The following is a 19,367-nucleotide window of genomic DNA, read 5'->3' as shown; positions in this document are numbered from 1 at the left end:
GGCCCTAGCGCAGGACCGAGGCGTACACCTCGAGGGTGCGCTCGGCGATGCTGCCCCAGGAGAACTCCTCGACCGCACGCCGACGGCCCGCCTCGCCGCGCTGACGCGCGCGCTCGGGGTCGCTCACCGCGTCGGTGAGAGCCGCCGCGAGGTCATGCACGAAGCCGTCCGGGTCGACCGGGGTGCCGGTGCCGTCCTGGACCTGCTCGATGGGCACGAGCCACCCCGTCGTGCCGTCGGCGACGACCTCGGGGATGCCCCCGGTCGCCGTGCCGACGACGGGCAGGCCGCAGGCCATCGCCTCGAGGTTGACGATCCCGAGGGGCTCGTAGACCGACGGGCAGACGAAGACGGTGCCGGAGGTGAGGACGGCGACGACCTCGTGACGCGGGAGCATCTCGGCGATCCACACGACGCCGTCGCGCACCTCGCGCAGCTCGGCGATGAGGCCCTCGACCTCGGCCTGGATCTCGGGGGTGTCGGGCGCTCCGGCGCACAGGACGAGCTGGACCTCGGGCGGCAGCAGACGGGCGGCGCGCAGCAGGTGGGGCAGGCCCTTCTGCCGGGTGATCCGCCCGACGAAGACGACGCTCGGGCGCGCCGGGTCGATCCCGTGCCGGGCGAGCACCGACTCGTCGGCGCGGGGCTGCCACTGCTCGGCGTCGATGCCGTTGTGCACCACCCGCACCCGGTCGGGATCGACCTGGGGGTAGGAGCGCAGGATGTCGGCCCGCATCCCGTGGCTCACGGCGACGATCGCGGCGGCGGACTCGTAGGCGGTGCGCTCGACCCACGAGCTGAGCGCGTAGCCGCCCCCGAGCTGCTCGGCCTTCCACGGCCGTAGCGGCTCGAGGCTGTGGGCGCTCACGACGTGGGGCACCCCGTGGAGCAGGCTCGCGAGATGACCGCCGAGGTTGGCGTACCAGGTGTGCGAGTGCACGAGGTCGGCGCCGGCGCAGTCCTGGGCCATCGTGAGGTCGACGCCCATCGTCTGCAGCGCGGGGTTCGCCCCCGAGAGCTCGGCGAGGTCCGGGTAGCCGGTGGTCCCCCCTTCGTCCCTCGGGTCGCCGAAGCAGCGCACCTGGACGTCGAGGTCACCCCGCCCCCGCAGGGCGCGGGTGAGCTCGGCGACGTGCACACCGGCTCCCCCGTAGATCGCCGGCGGGTACTCCTTGCTCAAGATGTCGACGCGCACGTGCCCACCGTAGGGCGAAGGCGATAGGTTCGTCACCCGAGCCCACACCCAGACAAGGGAGCCGGTATGTCTCGCCGCGGAGCACCGAAGGTCCTCGTCATCGTCCTCGCCGGCGGTGAGGGCAAGCGGCTCATGCCGCTCACCGCCGACCGGGCCAAGCCGGCCGTCCCCTTCGGCGGCAACTACCGCCTCATCGACTTCGCCCTGAGCAACGTCATCAACTCCGGCTACCGCCAGGTCGTCGTGCTCACGCAGTACAAGTCGCACAGCCTCGACCGGCACGTCTCCCAGGCCTGGCGGATGTCGACGATGCTCGGCAACTATGTCGCGGCGATCCCGGCGCAGCAGCGTCTCGACAAGTCCTGGTACACGGGCAGCGCCAACGCGATCTACCAGTCGCTCAACGCGATCCGTGACGAGCGGCCCGACATCGTCGTCGTCGTCGGGGCCGACCACGTCTACCGCATGGACTTCTCGCAGATGGTCGAGCAGCACCTCGACAGCGGCGCCGGGTGCACCGTCGCGGCGATCCGTCAGCCGATCGGGCTCAGCGACCAGTTCGGCGTCATCGAGGTCGACGCGGCGGACCCGACGCGCATCTCGGCCTTCCGCGAGAAGCCGACCGACGCGATCGGCCTGCCGGACTCCCCCGGCGAGGTCTACGCGTCGATGGGCAACTACGTCTTCACCACGGATGCGCTCGTCGACGCGGTGACGCGCGACGACACCGTGGAGGGCAGCAAGCACGACATGGGCGGCGACATCGTCCCCGACTTCGTCAGCCGACAGGACGCGTACGCCTACGACTTCAACGCCAACGAGGTGCCCGGCGCGACCGACAGAGACCGCGCCTACTGGCGTGACGTCGGCACGCTGGACAGCTACTACGAGGCCCACATGGACCTCACGTCGATCCACCCGATCTTCAACCTCTACAACTACGACTGGCCGATCTACACCCACCAGCAGCCCCACCCGCCGGCGAAGTTCGTCCACGGCGACCAGGGCCGCTTCGGCGAGGCGCTCAACAGCTGCGTCGCCCCCGGCGTCGTCGTCTCCGGGGCCCGGGTCAACAACTCGATCCTGTCGCCGCAGGTGCACCTGCACAGCTACACGACCGTCGAGGACTCGGTGCTGCTCGACCGGGTCGACGTCGGCCGGCACGTGCAGCTCCAGCGGGTCATCGTCGACAAGGACGTGACGATCCCCGAGGGCACGACGATCGGTGTCGACCGCGAGCACGACGAGGCACGCGGCTTCGTCGTCACCGAGAGCGGGCTCACGGTCGTCGGCAAGGGTCAGGTCGTCACGCCCTGACGGTCCGGGCCGCGGACGGGCGGTCGGCGCGTGCGGCGGCTCGGCTAGCGTCGCCGCTCGTGGACACCACCGCCCCGATGCTGCTCGTCATGGACGTCGACTCCACCCTCATCCAGGCCGAGGTCATCGAGCTCGTCGCCGAGCACGCCGGCACGCGTGACGAGGTCGCCGCGGTGACCGAGGCAGCGATGCGCGGCGAGCTCGACTTCGCGCAGAGCCTGCACGCCCGGGTCGCGACCCTCGCCGGCCTGCCGGTCTCGGTCCTCGACGACGTGCGGGCCGCCGTCCCGCTCACCCCGGGTGCCCGCACCCTCGTCGGCGCCTTCCGCGAGCGCGGCTGGCCCGTGGGGCTGGTGTCCGGTGGCTTCGTCGAGGTCGTCGAGCCGCTCGCCGCGGCCCTGGGCATCGAGCACGTGCGGGCCAACCGGCTCGATGTCGAAGGGGGCCGCCTCACCGGCCGCGTCGACGGCCCGGTCGTCGACCGGGAGGCCAAGGCCGACTTCCTGCGCGAGCTCGCCGCCGCCTCGGGCGTGCCGCTCGAGCGCACGGTCGCCGTGGGCGACGGGGCCAACGACCTCGACATGATCGCGGCGGCGGGCACCGGCGTGGCCTTCTGCGCCAAGCCGGCGCTGCGCGACGCCGCCGACGTGCGGGTCGACGAGCCCGACCTCGCCCTCGTCCTGGATGCCCTCGGTCTCACCGCAGAGCGGTCCCCCGACGACGAGGGCCCCCTCCCCCTTCGCCGGGTCTGATCACTTTCCCGCCCAGGGCGGGAAAGCTCGACCTCGGGAAAGAAATGTTCCTTCCCGAGGTCGCACGTTCCCGCCCTGGGCGGGAAAGCTGAGGTCTCGCGCGGGGGCTACAGACCCATCGCGTGGACGCCGCCGTCGACGTGGAGGATCTCGCCCGTCGTCGCGGGGAACCAGTCGGAGAGCATCGCGACGCACGCGCGGGCGGTGGGCACCGGGTCGCCGACGTCCCAGCCGAGCGGCGCACGGCTGTCCCAGCTCTCCTCGAACTGCTCGAAGCCGGGGATCGACTTCGCGGCGGTCGTGCGGATCGGCCCGGCGGCGACGAGGTTGCAGCGCACGCCCTTCGGGCCGAGGTCACGCGCGAGGTAGCGGTTGGTCGACTCGAAGGCCGCCTTCGCGACGCCCATCCAGTCGTAGACCGGCCAGGCGAAGGAGGCGTCGAAGGTGAGCCCGACGACCGAGCCGCCCGCGCTCATCCGCGGCAGCGCCGCGACGGCGAGCGCCTTGAGCGAGTAGGCGGAGACGTGCAGCGCCGTGCTCACGTCCTCCCACCCGGCCTCGAGGAAGTTGAAGGCACCTTCGGGCGCGAAGCCGATCGAGTGCAGCACCCCGTCGAGCTGCTCGCAGTGCTCGCCGAGGCGCTCGGCGAGGCTGTCGAGGTGCTCCTGGTCGGTGACGTCGAGCTCGATCACCGGCGCGGTCTCGGGCAGGCGCCGCGCGATGGTCTGGGTGATGCGCATCGTGCGCCCGAAGCTCGTGAGGATGACCTTCGCCCCCTGCTCCTGCGCGATCATCGCGACGTGGAAGGCGATGGAGGACTCCATGAGGACGCCGGTGATGAGGAAGGTCTTGCCGGTGAGCATGGTGCGCCTTTCGCAGGGGGTGATCGGTGACGAAGGGGGTGGGTCGGGTGACGCGGGTCAGTGGCCCATGCCGAGGCCGCCGTCGACGGGGATGACCGCGCCGGAGATGTAGCCGGCGTCGTCGGAGGCGAGGAAGGAGACCGCCCCGGCGATCTCGCCCGGCTGGGCGAAGCGGCGGGCCGGGATGGCCGCCTTGTACTCGGCCTGGGTCTTCTCGGCGAGCTCGGCGGTCATGTCGGTCTCGACGAAGCCCGGTGCGACGACGTTGGCGGTGATGCCCCGGGCGCCGAGCTCGCGGGTGATGGAGCGGGCCATGCCGACGAGGCCGGCCTTGCTCGCCGCGTAGTTGACCTGTCCGGGTGAGCCGTAGAGGCCGACGACGCTCGAGACGAGGACGACACGGCCGAAGCGGCCCTTGACCATCCCCGTCGTCGCGCGGCGCACGCAGCGGAAGGCGCCGGTGAGGTTGGTGTCGACCACCCGCGAGAAGTCGTCCTCGGTCATCCGCATGAGGAGGGTGTCGTTCGTGATGCCGGCGTTGGCGACGAGCACCTCGACGCTGCCCCCGAGGATCTCCTCGGCCGCGGTGAAGGCGGCGTCGACCGAGCTGCTGTCGCCGACCTCGCAGGCCACGACGTCGAGGCCCTCTACGACGTCGCCGGAGCGCGAGGTGACGACGACGTGGTGACCGTCGGCGACGAGCCGGTCGGCGACCGCCCGTCCGATGCCTCGGTTGCCACCGGTCACCAGGACCCGCCTCGGGGTGGGTGTCGCTGCCATGGCGGCGCTCCGCCTCGCTCTCGTGTCGCGGTCAGGTCGATGACGCACCGCCTGTGCCGTGCGTCACTGCCCGACGCTAGAGCACTACCGCCTGGTAGGTGAAGCCGCCTCGCGCCGTGGACGCCCAGGATCGCGGCGTACGCTGACGAGGTGCCCCACGCCCCCGACGTCGCCTCGGTCACGAGCGCGGCCCCGCCCGCCTCGGTGGACCGGCGTCGCCGCACCCGCAACTACCTGCTGACGATGGCGCTGCGCACCGCGTGCTTCGTCATGGCCTACCTCTTCGAGGGCTGGCTGCGATGGACCTGCGTCGTCCTCGCCGTGCTGCTGCCCTACGTCGCCGTCGTCATCGCCAACGCCGTCGGCCCGCGTCGTGGCACCCCGATGTCCTCGGCGGGACCGGTCGACCGGGCACAGATCACCCGATGAGCCTCGCGGACGAGCCGTTCGTCTGCAGCGCGAAGGGGTGTCGCCGGGCTGCCGTGCGTGCCGTCGTGTGGCGCAACCCCCGGCTGCACGACGAGACGAGGCGCAAGGTCTGGCTGGCCTGCGAGGAGCACACGAGCACGCTGCACGAGCACCTCTCGGTGCGTGGCTTCCCCGTCCGCCTCGCCGAGCTCGACGCGATCCCGCCCGAGGGGCACCCGTGGGCATGAGCGTCGCCGAGCACCGGGCCGTGCTGCGCCGGGCCGTCGCCCCGGCGTGGCTGCGCTGGTGGCTCGTCGCGGTCCTCGTCGCCGTCGCCTGCTACTACCTCGGGCAGTGGCAGTGGGGCCGCTACGAGGACAAGGCTGCTCGAGCCGACCGCATCGAGCGCCACTACGCGGCGCCCGCTCAGCCGGTGGGCGAGGTGCTCGCTACCTCACCGATGCCCCTCGAGCGCGAGTGGACCCGGGTGCAGGCCCGCGGCGAGTACCTCGACGGCGACCTGCTCGCCCGCAACCGGCCCCGGGACGGCGTGTACGGCTACGAGGTGCTCTCCCGGCTCGAGCTCGACGACGGCTCGGTGCTCGTCGTCGACCGCGGCTGGATCCCCAACTCCGACGAGGGGGCCGAGGTGCGTCCCGACGTGCCGGCCCCGCCCTCGGGGCAGGTCGAGGTGACGGGGTGGGTGCGTCAGGGCGAGCGATCCCTCGACCGCGACCCGATCCCCGGCCAGCTGTCGAGCATCAACCTCGCCGAGGCATCGCAGGAGTGGGGCGACCAGGCCCTGCTCGGCGGGTACGTCGTGCGGCAGCAGGAGCAGCCCGCTGCGGACCCGACGCCCCTCGACCTCGACGCCCCCGACACGGGCACGGGCCCGCACATGGCCTATGCGATCCAGTGGTGGCTCGTCATCCCCGCGGTCTTCGTCCTCATCTGGTTCTTCGTGCGGCGCGAGGAGCGCGACGCCGTGGCGGCGCTCGAGGACGCGCAGGTGCCCGACGAGACCGCCCCCGCTCCCCCGCCCCGCCGCGCGAAGGTGCGGATCTGGGACGAGGAGGACGGCTGAGCGCTCAGCCTCGGCGCGGGTGGAGGTATCCGGACGAGTCCCAGCACTCCCGGATACCTCGACCCGGGCTCAGCCCACCGGCGCGTCGGCCTCGGCGAACTGGGTGCGGTAGAGGTCGGCGTACAGCCCGCCCCGGGCGAGCAGCTCGTGGTGCGTGCCGCGCTCGGCGATCTCGCCGCCGTCGACGACGAGGATCTGGTCGGCGCCGCGGATCGTGCTCAGCCGGTGGGCGATGACGATCGACGTGCGCCCGGCGAGGGCGATCTCGAGTGCCCGCTGGACCGCCGCCTCGGACTCGCTGTCGAGGTGGGCCGTGGCCTCGTCGAGGACGACGACCGCCGGCGCCTTGAGCAGCAGGCGGGCGATCGCCAGGCGCTGCTTCTCGCCGCCGGAGAGGCGGTGCCCGCGGTCGCCGACGACCGTGTCGAGCCCCGACGGCAGCGACTCGACGAGGTGCCAGATCTGCGCGGCCCGCAGCGCCTGCTCCATCTGCTCGTCGGTGGCCTCGGGCCGCACGAAGAGCAGGTTGCCCCGGATGGTGTCGTGGAAGAGGTGGGCGTCCTGGGTGACGACGGCGACGCTGTCGTGCAGCGAGCGCAGCGTGGCGTCGCGCAGGTCGACCCCGCCGACCCGGACCGCGCCGGCGGTCGGGTCGTAGAGGCGGGCGACGAGCGCGGTGAGCGTCGTCTTGCCCGCCCCGCTCGGCCCGACGAGGGCGGTGAGGGTGCCGGCCGGGGCGTCGAGGCTCACGCCGCGCAGGATCTCATCGGACCCGGCGCGGTCCCCGGTCGCCCGGGCCTCGAGCGAGGCGAGCGAGACCTCGTCGGCGGAGGGGTAGGCGAAGTGGACGTCGTCGAGCTCGACGTCGAGGGCGTCACCCTGCGGGAGGTCCTGCGCGCCCTCGCGCTCCTGGATGCTCGGGCGCAGGTCGAGCACCTCGAAGAGGCGGGCGAAGGAGACGAGGGTCGTGAGGATGTCGACGCGCACGTTGGAGATCGCCGTCAGCGGGCCGTAGAGGCGCCCGAGCAGGGCGGCGAGCGCGAGGAGGGTGCCGACCGACAGCGTGCCGTCCACCGCCATGACACCGCCGACGCCGTAGACCATCGCCGTCGCGAGCGCCGCGATGAAGGTGAGCAGGACGAAGAAGAGCGCGCGGTTGACGGCGATGACGACGCCGATGTCACGCACGCGCGAGGCCCGGCTGTCGTACTCGGCGAGCTCGTGCTCGGGGTGGCCGAAGATCTTCACGAGCAGGGCCCCGCCGACGTTGAAGCGTTCGGTCATCTGGGTGCCGAGGTCGGCGTTGTGGCCCATCTGCTCGGCGGTGAGCACGGCCAGACGCCGGCCCATCCACCGCGCCGGCAGGATGAAGAAGGGCACGAGCGCGAGCGAGGCGAGGGTGAGCTGCCACGACAGGAGCGCCATCGCGCCGATGATGAGCACGAGCGAGATGACGTTGCTCACCACGCTCGACAGCACGGAGGTGAAGGCGCTCTGCGCGCCGATGACGTCGGTGTTGAGCCGGGTGACGAGCGCGCCGGTCTGCGCCCTGGTGAAGAAGGCGATGGGCTGGGCGAGCACGTGCTCGAAGACCTGGGTGCGCAGCCGGTAGATGAGCCCCTCGCCGATCCGCGCGGAGTACCAGCGCTGGGCGATCGTCGTCACCGCCTCGACGACGGCGACGAGCGCGACGAGCAGGGCGAGCCCGACGACGACGTCACGCCGCTGGGGGGTGATGCCGTCGTCGACGAGACGCCCGAGGATGAGCGGAGCCGCGACCACCGTGCTCGACGACAGCGCGACGAGCACGAGGAAGGCGGCGATGGTGCCGCTCATGCCCCGTGCGTACGAGAGCACCCGACGACCCGTGCCGGGCGGGAGCGGCGACCGTGTCGCGCCCGCGTCCTGGGTCATCGAGCGCATCAGCTGCCAGCTCGTCATGCTCACCCGCTCATCATCCCTCTCACCACCGACGACGCCGACCAGCGTGCGACCTCAGGTGCGGGTGAGGTCAAGCCGGGGTGGCACGCAGCGCGACGAGCTCGACGACCGAGCGGGTCCGGCCCAGGCCCCCGCGCACGAAGTCGGCCCCGTGCTCGCCGGCGAGGCGCTCGGCGGCGTCGTGCAGGACGCCCTCGGCGAGGGTGAAGGCGAGGACGACGAGCCGGTGACCGGCCTGCGCGGCCTGACCGACCGCCTCCGCGACGACCTCCGGCTCGCGCAACGTCGTGCCCCGCCACCGGCCCCAGCCGGGCCGCGGGTGGTCGACGAGCAGCTCGTCGAGGGACCGCCTCGCGGTGCCGTCGGAGCTGCCGCCGGCGACGAGCAGGACGTCGGTGCCCGGGTCGGGAGCGTGCCCCGCCGAGGCGAGCCGCTCGACGACCGCGTCGAGGAGCAGGGGGTGCGGTGCGAGGGGGTCGGTGACCCGGACCTGGGCACCCCCGGTGGCGAGCTCACGCGCCGCCCGGGGCACGTCGGTGCGCGCGTGGTAGGCCGGGGTGATGAGCATCGGCACGACGACGACCTCGCCGGTGAGCTCGCGGCCGAGCACGGCCGCGGACGGCTCGTCGGTCTCGAGGTAGGCCAGGCGGACCGGCGTGCCGGGCCGCGCCGAGCGCAGGCCGTCGGCGACCGCCTCGATCCCCTGGCGGTGGCGCGGGTCGGGCGAGCCGTGGGCGAGCAGGACGGTGGTCATGCCGTCGAGCCTGCCAGGAGCCGCGCCGCCTGCTCCGGCACGGTGACCACCTCGCCGACGACGACGACGGCGGGGGCTCGCACCCCTTCGGCCTCGGCGTCCGCGGCCGCCCGCGACAGGGTGGTCCGGGTGACCCGCTGACCGGGCATCCACCCCCGCTCGACGATCGCGACGGGGGTGCCGGGGGCACGGCCCGCGGCGACGAGGTCGGCGGCGGTCCGGCCCAGCGCGGTGACCCCCATGAGCAGGACGAGGGTCGCGTCCTGCGGCGCGTCGCGCAGCCCGTCGAGCGACGGGCCGGCCCCCTCGTGCGCCGAGGCGACGACGAAGGAGGTCGTGATGCCGCGATGGGTCACCGGGATGCCGACGGCCGCGGGCACGGAGATCGCGCTCGTGATCCCGGGCACGACCTCGACGGCGATGCCGTGGGCGGCGCAGTGCAGCGCCTCCTCTCCCCCGCGGCCGAGGACGAAGGGGTCGCCCCCCTTGAGCCGCACGACGTCGAGCCCGCGGCGGGCGCGGTCGACGAGGATCTCGTTGATCTGGTCCTGCGGGACGGGGTGACGGTCGCGGTGCTTGCCGACGTCGACGACCTCGACGTGGGCCGGCAGCTCGGCGAGCAGGTCGACCGGCCCGAGCCGGTCGGTGACGACGACGTCGGCCTGCGCGAGCAGACGGGCGCCGCGCACGGTGATGAGGTCCGGTGCGCCCGGCCCGCCGCCGACGAGGGCGACCCGCCCGACCCGCCCGTCCCCGTGGCCACGAGCCGCCTGAGGCTCGGCCTCGGCACGCACGCACCAGACGCCTGCCTCCTCGGCGGCCCGGGCGACGGCGTCGTCGGTCGCCGGGTCGCCGGTCGCCGCGTGGACGAGCCAGACGCGGTCCGGCCCGGAGAGATCTGCGGGGTCGAAGGGGGCGGCCCGCCAGGTCAGCCCGTCCCGTCCGGCGAGCCCGGGGTCGACCTCGGGCGCGAGGAGGAGCACCCGGGCACCCGCGTCGAGGCAGGCCCCGGCCTCGCGCACCTCAGCCGGCCCGCCCCCGACGACGAGGACGAGCCGGTCGGTGAGGTCCAGGCCGAGGCGGTAGCCGCCCGGGCTCACGTGTGCAGGCCGCACTCGACCTTGTCGGTGCCCGACCAGCGCCCGGCGCGGGCGTCCTCGCCCTCGGCGACCGGTCGGGTGCACGGCGCGCAGCCGATCGAGGCGTAGCCGCTCTGACGAAGGGGGTTGAGGAAGACCCCGTGCTCGTCGACGTAGCGGTCGACGTCGTCCTGGGTCCACCCGGCGATGGGGTTGAGCTTGGCCATGCCGCGGCGGTCGTCCCAGCCGACGAGCTCGATGTCAGAGCGGGTCGGGGCGTCCTCACGGCGCATGCCGGTCACCCAGGCGTCGTAGCCCTCGAGGGCGCGGTTCATCGGCTCGACCTTGCGCATGGCGCAGCACGCGTTGGGGTCGCGGTCGTGCAGACGCGGGCCGTGCTCGGCGTCCTGCTCGGCGACGGTGAGGCGCGGCAGGATCGTGCGGATCTGCACCGGGAGCATCGCCTCGTAGGCGTCGCGGGTGCCGAGGGTCTCGGCGAAGTGGTACCCGGTGTCGAGGAAGAAGACGTCGGCGCCCGTGAGGGTCGTGCCGAGGAGGTGCACGAGCACCTCGTCGCCCATCGACGACGCGGTCGTCAGACCTGCGCCGTACGTCTCGTGCGCCCAGCGCAGGGTCTCGCGGGCGAGCTCGACGCGGCCCTCGTAGGTGCCGCCGCGCTCGGCCTCGAGCGCGGCGAAGCGGTGCTGCGCCTCGTCGGCGGCACTGCGGGCGGGCGGCTCGGGGGTGCGGACGGGCTCGGTCATGACGGCTCCTCGGGGGTCGAGCGCAGCGGCGCCGCGAGGTCGCGGTCGCTGCCGTGGAGGGTGACGGAGAAGACGCGCACGCACGACCCGCAGACCCAGGCGCCCGAGGGCTCGGGCGCGGGACGCAGGTCCTGCTCGGCGCAGAACGGGCAGTGGTAGACGGGGGTGACCCGGCTCACCGGATGTCGTCCTCGTCGGCGCGGCGCGCCCACAGGGCGAAGGACTCGCCCGGCTCGCGCTGCGCGAGGTAGGTGCGGGCGACCCGCTCGACGTAGTCGGGCAGCTCGTCGGCGCGCACCTTGAGGGCGCGCGTCTTGCGGGCCAGCGCCGGCTCGACGCCGAGGGCACCGCCGAGGTGGACCTGGTAGAGCTCGACGACCTCGCCGTCCTCCCCCTTCGCCACCATGCCCTTGAGGCCGATGTCGGCGACCTGGCTGCGGGCGCACGAGTTGGGGCACCCGTTGAGGTGGATCGAGAAGGGCACGTCCATCTCGGGCAGACGCTCCTCGAGCTGCTCGACGGTCCACCGGGCGCGTGCCTTGGTCTCGGTGAGCGCGAGCTTGCAGAACTCGATGCCCGTGCACGCCATGACGCCCCGCCGCCACTCGCTGGGCCGCGCGGGCAGGCCGAGCCCGTCGAGGGTCGCGACGAGCTCGTCGGAGGCAGCCGGGTCGACGTCGAGGACGAGCAGCTTCTGGTGCGGGGTGAGGCGCACCCGGCCCGAGCCGGCCGCCTCGGCGGCGTCCGCGACGGCGTGCAGGGTCGTGCCGCTCACGCGGCCGCCGACCGGCGCGACGCCGACCCAGACCCGACCGTCCTGCTGCTCGTGGACGCCGACGTGGTCGCGGCGCAGGTCGCCGGGCACCTCGGGGGCCGGGCCGTCGGGCAGCGCACGGCCGAGGTAGTCCTGCTCGAGGACCTCGCGGAAGCGCTCGGGGCCCCAGTCGGCCATGAGGAACTTCAGCCGGGCGCGGTTGCGCAGCCGGCGGTAGCCGTGGTCGCGGAAGATGCCGCAGACGCCGGCCCAGACCTCCGGGACCTCCTCGAGGGTGACGAAGGTGCCCAGCCGCTGCGAGAACATCGGGTTCGTCGACAGCCCGCCGCCGACCCACAGGTCGAAGCCCGGGCCGAGCTCGGGGTGCTCCACCCCGACGAAGGACACGTCGTTGATCTCGTGCGCGACGTCGAGGCTCGGGCTGCCGGAGATCGCGGTCTTGAACTTGCGCGGCAGGTTCGAGTACTCCGGGCTGCCGAGGTAGCGCGAGAGGATCTCCTCGACCGCGGGGGTGCCGTCGACCACCTCGTCGGCGGCGATGCCCGCGACGGGCGAGCCGAGGACGACGCGGGGCACGTCGCCGCACGCCTGGGTCGAGCCGAGGCCGACGGCCTCGAGGCGCTCCCAGATCGCGGGCACGTCCTCGACCCGTATCCAGTGCAGCTGGATGTTCTGCCGGTCGGAGATGTCGGCGGTGTCGCGGGCGAAGTCGGTGCTGATGTCGGCGACGGCTCGCAGCTGCTCGACCGACAGGGCGCCGCCGTCGGAGCGGATGCGCATCATGAAGTACTCGTCGTCGAGCCCGTCCTCACCCGTGTGGGTGCCGTCGAGGCCCTGCTTGCGCTGGGTGTACAGGCCCCACCAGCGCATCCGCCCGGTGAGGTCGTCCGGCGCGATCGAGGCGAAGCCCTCGCGGCTGTACGTGTCGAGGATCCGCTGGCGGACGTTGAGGCCGTCGTCCGCCTGCTTGAACTCCTCGTTGTGGTTGAGCGGGGTGCGGTCCCCGTCGGCCCAGGCACCGGTGGCCTTCGTGCGGGTCGGTCGCTCGGGTCGCGTCACAGTCACTGCCTCAGGATAAACCTCATGTTATGCCACCCATAATCGCGTCTTATGCGCTGGACGACCTCTGGAAGGCATCAGGCGAGGCCCACGAGGTCGCGGTAGTCCGCGCCCCAGAGGTCCTCGACGCCGTCCGGGAGCAGCAGGATCCGCTCGGGCTGGAGGGCGTCGACGGCCCCCTCGTCGTGGGTCACGAGGACGACCGCGCCCTTGTACGTCGAGAGCGCGCCGAGGATCTCGGCCCGGCTCGCCGGGTCGAGGTTGTTCGTCGGCTCGTCGAGCAGCAGGACGTTGGCGCTGGAGACGACGAGCAGCGCGAGCGAGAGCCGGGTCTTCTCGCCGCCGGAGAGCACACCGGCCGGCTTCTCGACGTCCTCGCCGGTGAAGAGGAAGGAGCCGAGCACCTTGCGCACGTCGGTCTCGCCGAGGTCGGGCGCGGCCGACTTCATGTTGTCGAGCACCGAGCGGTCGACGTCGAGGTTCTCGTGCTCCTGGGCGTAGTAGCCGAGCTTGAGCCCGTGCCCCGGCTCGACCTGCCCGGTGTCGGGGGCGTCGACGCCGGCGAGCATGCGCAGCAGGGTCGTCTTGCCCGCGCCGTTGAGCCCGAGGACGACGACCTTGCTCCCTCGGTCGATGGCGAGGTCGACGTCGGTGAAGATCTCCTGGCTGCCGTAGCTGCGCGACAGCCCGCTCGCCCGCAGCGGGGTGCGCCCGCACGCCGCCGGCTCGGGGAAGCGCAGCTTGGCGACCTTGTCCTGGGTCCGCTCCCCCTCGACGCCGGCGAGCATCCGCTCGGCGCGCCGGATCATCTGCTGGGCTGCGACGGCCTTCGTCGCCTTCGCCCGCATCTTCTCGGCCTGCTCCATGAGGGCGCCGGCCTTCTTCTGGGCGTTGGCGACCTCGCGCTTGCGGCGCCGCTCGTCGGTCTCGCGGGCCTGGATGTAGGCCTTCCAGCCCATGTTGTACTGGTCGAGCTCGCAGCGGTTGGCGTCGAGGTGGAAGACGCGGTTGACGACGACCTCGAGCAGCTCGACGTCGTGGCTGATGATGATCAGCCCGCCCTTGTAGCCCTTGAGGTGGTCGCGCAGCCAGGCGATGGAGTCGGCGTCGAGGTGGTTCGTCGGCTCGTCGAGCAGCAGCGTCTCGGCCCCGCTGAAGAGGATCCGCGCGAGCTCGACGCGACGGCGCTGACCACCGGAGAGGGTCTCCAGCGGCTGGTCCATCCGGTGGGCGTCGATGTTGAGGGCGGAGGCGATCGCGCTCGCCTCCGACTCCGCGGCGTACCCGCCCGCGGCGTCGAACTCCGCGTCGAGACGGGCGTAGGCGCGCATCGCCTTCTCCATCGTCTCGGTGTCGGCGCTGGCCATCCGCTGCTCGGCGCGGGAGCGCTCGGTGACGATCGTGTCGAGGCCGCGGGCCGAGAGGATGCGCTGGCGCGCGGTGATGCTCAGGTCTCCGGTGCGGGGGTCCTGCGGCAGGTAGCCGACCTCGCCGCTGGAGTGGATCGTCCCCGCCGCCGCCTGGGTCTGCCCGGCGATGACCTTCGTCAGGGTGGTCTTGCCGGCGCCGTTGCGCCCGACGAGACCGACGCGGTCGCCCGCGGCGACCCGGAAGCTCGCCTCCTCGAGGAGGATGCGCGAGCCGGCGCGCAGCTCCACGGACGTGGCGGTGATCATGGGTCTCCTGGCGGGGGCGAAGGGGGACCCGCGCCCCCTTCGTCGGCGGTGCGGGCGGGTCGGCGGACGGCAGGGCTGCAAGCCTCGTCACGGGTCCACCGAGGTCTAGTCTAAGCGGCACTCACGGCGGGCCGACCGGCCTGCCCGCGGCCTCGGAAGGGCACCCCCGATGAGCTTCAACGACAACGCGTCCCTCGACACCTCCCGGATGGGCGGCGGAGGGGGCGGCGGCCGCGGCCCGGTGGTCGCCGGCGGCGGGCTGCTCGGCCTCGTCGTGCTCGTGCTCTCCCTCTTCTTCCCCAGCGTCTTCGGCGGGGGCGGCGGCGCCGACCCCCAGGGCGGCGGCCAGAGCCAGGGCTTCGAGGAGTGCAAGAAAGGCCCTGATGCCAACGGCAGCGCGAAGTGCCGGATGGTCGGCGGCGAGAACAGCCTCTACGACTTCTGGAGCAACCAGCCGCAGCTCAAGGCGGCTCTGGAGAAGCAGGGCCAGGACTTCCCGCCCGCGACGCTCAACGTCTACTCCGGCACGACCCAGTCGCAGTGCGGGACCGCGAGCAACCAGGTCGGCCCCTTCTACTGCCCCCTCGACCGCGGCATCTACATCGACACCGACTTCTTCTCGATCATGGAGAGCCAGCTCGGCGCGCAGGACGGCCCGCTCGCCGAGCTGTACATCCTCGCCCACGAGTACGGGCACCACGTGCAGAACCTCTACGGCGTCCTCGAGGAGTCGCAGAAGGACCCGCGCGGCGCCGACTCCGGCGCGGTGCGCGTCGAGCTCATGGCCGACTGCTTCGCCGGCATGTGGGTCCAGGACGCGAGCGGCACGAAGGACGCGAACGGCGTCACGCTGCTGAAGGAGCCCACGGACGAGCAGATCCGCAACGCGCTCGGCGCCGCGAAGTCCGTCGGCGACGACGAGATCCAGAAGAAGTCGAGCGGTCAGGTCAACCCCGAAGACTGGACCCACGGGTCGGCCAAGGCCCGCCAGGGCTGGTTCATCAAGGGGATGAAGGCCCAGAGCATCAACGACTGCGACACCTTCGAGGTCAGCGACCCCGAGAACCCGTGAGCCCGTGAGCCCGCGGGGCCGCGGCGCGTGACGCCTCGGCTCAGCTGCCGGTCCGGTGCGACGAGCTCGTGGCCGAGCCCCAGGGCGCCTGGGCCGGCACGTGGAGGCGCACCCGCGTCCCCTTCGGGTAGTACCGGTTCACCGGGAGGTGGACCGACCCGGCCGCGTCGGTGAGCCGGCTGCTCGTGCGGAACTCCTGCTGGTCCGTGCCGGGCTTGCGCACGAGGAGCCAGGCGGGGGTGCCGGCGCGCGGCGAGCCGTCGCGCCGGGCGGTGACGGAGGCGGAGACGCCGACCCCGCGGTCCCAGCCGGTGCGCCACGTGGAGTCGAGGTCGATCGCCGTCGTGTCGGTCTCGACGGCCGCAGCAGTCGTCGTCGCGCTCCCCCAGCCGCCGGCGGACGGCACGTCGACGCGCACGCGGGTGCCCCGGGGGTAGTAGCGGTTGACGGCGAGGTGCACGCTCCCGTCGGCACCGGTGAGCCGGCTGCTCATCGCCCGCTCCGGCTGCCCCGGCAGCCGGGCCATGAGCCGGGCGCGCACCCCGGGCAGGCCGCGGCCGTCGACGCCCTCGGTGATCGTGCTCGTGATCCCCTTCCCACGGGCCCACCCGATCGGCCAGGTCGAGGTGAGGTCGACCGGGGCGGGGTCGCTCGTCGACATCGTCACCGTGGTGTCCCACAGGCCGTTGTTGAAGGTCGTGTACGGACCGGCCAGCCAGGCGACGTCGACCGGCCCGTCCTGGGCTCCCCAGGGGGTCGCCGGCGTGCGGTTGCCCTGGGTCGAGCCGGACGTCACCGGTCGTCGCTGCCAGGTCTGGCCCTCGTCCGCGGTGCGGTACTCGACGAGCTCGCGCTCCCCGACCGACCCGGGTCCCTGGACGAGGAAGACCCGACCGGGGTCGTCGTGGCGCATCGTGATGCCGGACGGCTGCGGGCCGGGGGCCCGGTCGAGGGTCGTCGCGGCCCAGCCGCCGGCGCCGAGGCGGAACCACTTGTAGGTCCACATGTCGGTGGCGACGTCGCCCGTCGTGAGGACGAGCGCCGGCCGCCCCGCGGCGTCGAGGGCGATGTCGTAGATCCGGGCCCGGCCGTCGGCGCTGCGCCCGTCGTAGACGAGCGTGGCCTCGCGCGGGTCGATCGGCCGCGGCGCCGCGCCGCCGGACCCGGCGACCTCGCTCAGCGTGCGGATCGTCGAGCCGTCGCTGCGACGGAAGACCCCGTCGGCGAGCGTGAGGTGGTACATCGAGCTCAGCTGGGTCGGCGTCGCCATCGTGTCGGAGACGGCGACGTGGATGGTGCGCCGCCCGTCGGTGACGAACTTCGGGTAGGGCGCGTTCTCGCGGGTGGGGTGGTCGAAGAGGCGCACCGCGGGGGTCCACCGCACAAGGTCCTTGCTGCGGGTCATCACCCAGGCGTTGTCCACCGCCCGGCGGGTGAAGAGGTGGTAGCGGTAGGCGCCCTCGCTCAGCTGGAGCATCACCGTGTACGTCACCCGGTCGCGCTCCAGCCCGGAGCCGACGAGGCGCTGGGTGGGTCCGAAGGTCGTGACGTCCCCCGCCTGCTCGGTGACCCGGTAGCGCGCCGGCACCGCCGCGTGACCGTTCCAGAAGGCGGCGATGCGGCCGTCCGGCAGCTCGGTGAGCGACGGGGCGTTGTGGTCGTCGGGCTGGAAGCGGGCGTGCAGGACGGCGTGGGAGAGCTCGGCGCTGCCGCGCGCGACGCGAGTCACCTGGATGTCGCCGTTGTTGCGCACGCTCGAGAGGTAGGTTGCCGTCGACGTGCCGAGCACCCGGGGGTCCATGTACCACGACCACGCCGAGGACGTGACGACCCGAGCGGTCCGCGTCGACGTCGCGGTGCGCCGGGGCGCGACCGTCCGCGCGCGGACGACCGGCTGGCGGGTCGAGCTCAGCGCGCCACGGGCGACGTCACCTCGGGTCATGTACGGCTCGGGCAGCGGGTCGGGCCCGGCTGCCCGACCGGGCGCCGCCGGCGCGAGGCCGAGCAGCGCGGTGCCGAGCACGGCGACGAGCATGGTGGTGGTCCGACGGCGCACTGCGTGATCTCCCCTGGCTGCGGCCGCGACCGTCCCAGGTCGTCGGCTCCGCAGGGCACGGTAGTGCGTGCCCTGCGACACTCGTCGTCAGGGGTCGCGGATCGTGATCCTCACGTGACGTGCGCGGCGCAGGGCGTCCTGCAGGACGGTCAGGCGGGGGTCGGGCAGGTCGGGCAGCTCACGACGTGGCAGCTCGCGAAGGGGGCGCAGCCGCGGGTCCTCGAGGAGCTGGGCGAGCAGCGCCCGGTCTCCCCCGAGGACGAGACCGCGGACCTCCTTCGCCCCGTCGGGCAGGGCGGCCAGGACCCGGGCCGCGTGGTCGCCGCAGGCGCCGACCAGCTCGTCGGCCTGGTTGCCGCGACGGCGGGCGTAGCGCTGCTGGGACCACCCGCCCTTCTTCGTGCGGGACTGCACGTAGCGGGTGCCGACCTTGTGCGCGACGAGCTCGGGACCGACGGCCACGCCGACGCCGTAGCCGCCGCGGCGCACGAGGAGCAGCGCGAGCGGGTCGTGCTCGAAGCGCTCGACCGCGACGACCTCCTGGCGCTCGACCTCGGCCCGCTGGGCGTTGCTCTCCTCGAAGCGCTCCCGCCACCGCGGGTAGCGCTGCGCGTCGACCTCGACGACGCGCTCAGGCACGGGGGTCGGCGATCGCGTCGACGTCGCCCAGCAGACCCATGACGGGGGGCGACATCTCGGTCTGGACGAGCGCGACGCCGCACCAGCCCGAGGGGTCGAGCCAGCAGTCGGTGCCCAGCCCACCGGTCCAGCCGAAGCGCCCCGCGCCGGGGCCGGCGGTGCGGATGCCGACGCCCAGCCCCCAGCCGGTGCCCTCCCAGAAGCGCTCGGAGTACGGGAAGCTCTCGCGCGTCTTGGCCCGGTCGGGGACGGCGTCGGTGCGCATGAGACGGCGCAGCTCGTCACCGATGAAGCGGTGCCCCTGGGCGTCGCGACCGTCGTGGAGCATGCGCAGCAGCGCGAGGACGTCGGCGGCCGTGGAGACGAGCTCGCCGTGGCTCACGTCGCGGCCGGGGTCGCCGGCGTACGAGCCGGCGTGGAGGGGGTCGGTCTCGACGAGGGCGTCGTCCCACCGGTAGGCGGCGGGGAGCCGGTGCAGCTGGTCCTGCGGCACCCACGAGCCGGTGTCGGGCATCTCCAGCGGGTCGAGGAGGACCTCGCGGAGGTGCTCGTGGAGGGGACGGCCGGCGCGCCGCGACAGCAGCACGCCGAGCAGCCCGAAGGAGTGGTGGTAGCGCCAGACCTCGCCGGGCTGCCCGACGAGCGGGAGCGCACCAAGGCGCTCCACCCAGGTGCTCGCGTCGAGCGCCCACGGCCGAGGGCCGGCGGCGAGCTCGGAGCGCTCCATCGCCGCTCCGAGCGGGCTGGTCTCGTCGACGATGCCGTAGCCGCTCGTGCACGTGAGGAGGTGGCGCACGGTGATCGCGCGCTCGGCCGGCACCGTCCGGTCCAGGGTCGCACCGGGGTGCTCGAGCACCTGGGGGTCGGCGAGCTCGGGCAGCCAGCGCGCAACCTCGTCCTCAAGGCGCAGCCCGTCGGTCTCGACGAGCCGCAGCACGGCCGCCGCGACGACGACCTTCGTCATCGACTGCACCCTCATGACCGCGTCCGGCGGCATGGGCGGGCCGTCGAGCGCCATCCGACCGGCGCCGACCGGCCGGGCTCCCCCGTCGCGCGTCGGGGCGGCGGGGCCGACGGCCGCCACCGCCCCGACGAGGACGCCGTCGTCGACGTGGCGCTGCAGGACGTCGGCGAGCTCGCTCATCCGCTCAGC

Annotated in this window: 19 protein-coding genes; 6 read left to right on the top strand and 13 right to left on the bottom strand. The window is 73.4% G+C overall.

What is annotated here, in order from left to right; translation table 11 throughout:
- Nucleotides 1-4 precede the first annotated feature (4 nt).
- Complete coding sequence (glgA, locus tag L6241_RS00895) at nt 5-1,195, bottom strand: glycogen synthase (protein WP_368244394.1); 1,191 nt, start codon at nt 1,193-1,195, stop codon at nt 5-7.
- 66 nt (nt 1,196-1,261) lie between these two features.
- On the opposite strand from glgA, the gene glgC reads away from it, so the two are divergent.
- Together glgC and serB are read left to right on the top strand one after the other, a co-directional pair.
- Complete coding sequence (gene glgC / locus L6241_RS00890; protein WP_368244393.1) at nt 1,262-2,512, top strand: glucose-1-phosphate adenylyltransferase; 1,251 nt, start codon at nt 1,262-1,264, stop codon at nt 2,510-2,512.
- A 77-nt stretch (nt 2,513-2,589) separates the two neighbouring features.
- The gene (gene serB / locus L6241_RS00885) at nt 2,590-3,264 is read left to right on the top strand and encodes a phosphoserine phosphatase SerB (RefSeq protein WP_368245123.1); all 675 of its coding nucleotides are present in this window, start codon (nt 2,590-2,592) and stop codon (nt 3,262-3,264) included.
- A 107-nt stretch (nt 3,265-3,371) separates the two neighbouring features.
- Here the strand turns inward: serB and fabI are convergent, their stop codons facing one another.
- Both fabI and fabG read right to left on the bottom strand, forming a co-directional pair.
- Complete coding sequence (fabI, locus tag L6241_RS00880) at nt 3,372-4,127, bottom strand: enoyl-ACP reductase FabI (RefSeq protein WP_368244392.1); 756 nt, start codon at nt 4,125-4,127, stop codon at nt 3,372-3,374.
- Nucleotides 4,128-4,184: 57 nt separating this feature from the next.
- The gene (gene fabG / locus L6241_RS00875; protein WP_229298910.1) at nt 4,185-4,907 is read right to left on the bottom strand and encodes a 3-oxoacyl-ACP reductase FabG; all 723 of its coding nucleotides are present in this window, start codon (nt 4,905-4,907) and stop codon (nt 4,185-4,187) included.
- Nucleotides 4,908-5,057: 150 nt separating this feature from the next.
- Between fabG and L6241_RS00870 the strand changes: the two genes are divergently transcribed.
- The 3 genes from L6241_RS00870 to L6241_RS00860 are packed head-to-tail and all read left to right on the top strand — an operon-like array spanning nt 5,058 to nt 6,399.
- Entirely contained in the window at nt 5,058-5,336 is a 279-nt protein-coding gene (locus tag L6241_RS00870) for a DUF3099 domain-containing protein (RefSeq protein ID WP_123091731.1), read from the top strand.
- A complete protein-coding gene (locus L6241_RS00865; protein ID WP_368244391.1) occupies nt 5,333-5,563 on the top strand; it encodes a hypothetical protein in 231 nt (76 codons plus the stop codon). Before L6241_RS00870 ends, L6241_RS00865 begins: the two co-directional genes overlap by 4 nt.
- Entirely contained in the window at nt 5,560-6,399 is an 840-nt protein-coding gene (locus L6241_RS00860; RefSeq protein ID WP_368244390.1) for an SURF1 family protein, read from the top strand. The genes L6241_RS00865 and L6241_RS00860 overlap by 4 nt, the downstream gene beginning before the upstream one ends.
- A 69-nt stretch (nt 6,400-6,468) precedes the next feature.
- Here the strand turns inward: L6241_RS00860 and L6241_RS00855 are convergent, their stop codons facing one another.
- From L6241_RS00855 to L6241_RS00825, 7 genes are all read right to left on the bottom strand, one after another.
- Complete coding sequence (locus L6241_RS00855; RefSeq protein ID WP_368245122.1) at nt 6,469-8,340, bottom strand: ABC transporter ATP-binding protein; 1,872 nt, start codon at nt 8,338-8,340, stop codon at nt 6,469-6,471.
- Between the two features lie 70 nt (nt 8,341-8,410).
- Nucleotides 8,411-9,094, bottom strand: coding sequence for a sirohydrochlorin chelatase (locus tag L6241_RS00850; protein WP_368244389.1), 684 nt, complete (start codon nt 9,092-9,094; stop codon nt 8,411-8,413).
- Nucleotides 9,091-10,194 (bottom strand): uroporphyrinogen-III C-methyltransferase, encoded by a 1,104-nt coding sequence (gene cobA, locus L6241_RS00845; protein ID WP_368244388.1) that lies wholly within the window; start codon nt 10,192-10,194, stop codon nt 9,091-9,093. The genes L6241_RS00850 and cobA overlap by 4 nt, the downstream gene beginning before the upstream one ends.
- Nucleotides 10,191-10,937 (bottom strand): phosphoadenylyl-sulfate reductase, encoded by a 747-nt coding sequence (locus tag L6241_RS00840; RefSeq protein WP_368244387.1) that lies wholly within the window; start codon nt 10,935-10,937, stop codon nt 10,191-10,193. The genes cobA and L6241_RS00840 overlap by 4 nt, the downstream gene beginning before the upstream one ends.
- The gene (locus L6241_RS00835; protein WP_191681761.1) at nt 10,934-11,116 is read right to left on the bottom strand and encodes a hypothetical protein; all 183 of its coding nucleotides are present in this window, start codon (nt 11,114-11,116) and stop codon (nt 10,934-10,936) included. Before L6241_RS00835 ends, L6241_RS00840 begins: the two co-directional genes overlap by 4 nt.
- Nucleotides 11,113-12,771 (bottom strand): nitrite/sulfite reductase, encoded by a 1,659-nt coding sequence (locus tag L6241_RS00830; RefSeq protein ID WP_368245121.1) that lies wholly within the window; start codon nt 12,769-12,771, stop codon nt 11,113-11,115. Before L6241_RS00830 ends, L6241_RS00835 begins: the two co-directional genes overlap by 4 nt.
- Before the next feature lie 77 nt (nt 12,772-12,848).
- Nucleotides 12,849-14,447 carry an ABC-F family ATP-binding cassette domain-containing protein gene (locus tag L6241_RS00825; RefSeq protein ID WP_191681759.1) on the bottom strand — a complete coding sequence of 533 codons (1,599 nt, stop codon included), beginning with the start codon at nt 14,445-14,447 and terminating at the stop codon, nt 12,849-12,851.
- Between the two features lie 169 nt (nt 14,448-14,616).
- On the opposite strand from L6241_RS00825, the gene L6241_RS00820 reads away from it, so the two are divergent.
- The gene (locus tag L6241_RS00820; protein WP_368244386.1) at nt 14,617-15,519 is read left to right on the top strand and encodes a neutral zinc metallopeptidase; all 903 of its coding nucleotides are present in this window, start codon (nt 14,617-14,619) and stop codon (nt 15,517-15,519) included.
- 40 nt (nt 15,520-15,559) lie between these two features.
- On the opposite strand, the gene L6241_RS00815 is transcribed toward L6241_RS00820, so the two are convergent.
- The 3 genes from L6241_RS00815 to L6241_RS00805 all read right to left on the bottom strand — a co-directional run bounded on the left by L6241_RS00815 (nt 15,560) and on the right by L6241_RS00805 (nt 19,358).
- Nucleotides 15,560-17,575, bottom strand: coding sequence for a BNR-4 repeat-containing protein (locus L6241_RS00815; RefSeq protein ID WP_368244385.1), 2,016 nt, complete (start codon nt 17,573-17,575; stop codon nt 15,560-15,562).
- Nucleotides 17,576-17,662: 87 nt separating this feature from the next.
- Entirely contained in the window at nt 17,663-18,214 is a 552-nt protein-coding gene (locus L6241_RS00810) for an acVLRF1 family peptidyl-tRNA hydrolase (RefSeq protein ID WP_368244384.1), read from the bottom strand.
- The gene (locus tag L6241_RS00805; protein ID WP_368244383.1) at nt 18,207-19,358 is read right to left on the bottom strand and encodes a serine hydrolase domain-containing protein; all 1,152 of its coding nucleotides are present in this window, start codon (nt 19,356-19,358) and stop codon (nt 18,207-18,209) included. Before L6241_RS00805 ends, L6241_RS00810 begins: the two co-directional genes overlap by 8 nt.
- Nucleotides 19,359-19,367: the final 9 nt, after the last annotated feature.

This window comes from Janibacter sp. Y6 (genome assembly GCF_040900765.1).
Classification (GTDB): Bacteria; Actinomycetota; Actinomycetes; order Actinomycetales; family Dermatophilaceae; genus Marihabitans; species Marihabitans melonis.
This window is presented reverse-complemented; position numbering and strand designations above follow the sequence as displayed.